This window comes from Aquisphaera insulae (assembly GCF_011064615.1).
GTDB classification, from domain to species: Bacteria; Planctomycetota; Planctomycetia; order Isosphaerales; family Isosphaeraceae; genus Aquisphaera; species Aquisphaera insulae.
Genome location: NZ_JAALJH010000308.1, coordinates 1 through 208 on the forward strand (window position 1 = coordinate 1; position 208 = coordinate 208).

General features: G+C 61.5%; 1 pseudogene. It reads right to left on the bottom strand.

Annotation, left to right across the window (positions count from 1 at the left end):
* A pseudogene (locus G6O54_RS37230) lies at positions 1 to 189 on the bottom strand (IS3 family transposase); the annotation flags it as partial.
* Positions 190 to 208 lie beyond the last annotated feature (19 nt).

The window sequence follows — 208 nt, forward strand, 5'->3', positions numbered from 1 at the left end:
CCACCTCTCGATCTTCCCGTTGCTCTGGGTATAGTATGGTGAAGTCCTTACATGAGGCATCCCGCAAATCCTGATGAACTCCTTGAAGTCGCGGGCGATGAACTGCGGCCCGTTGTCGGAGATGATCCGGGGCCGCTCATCCGCGCATCGCTCTCGCGCCCGCTGGAGGATCGTCTCGGCCTCGGTCATGCTCTCGCGGAGCTCCCGA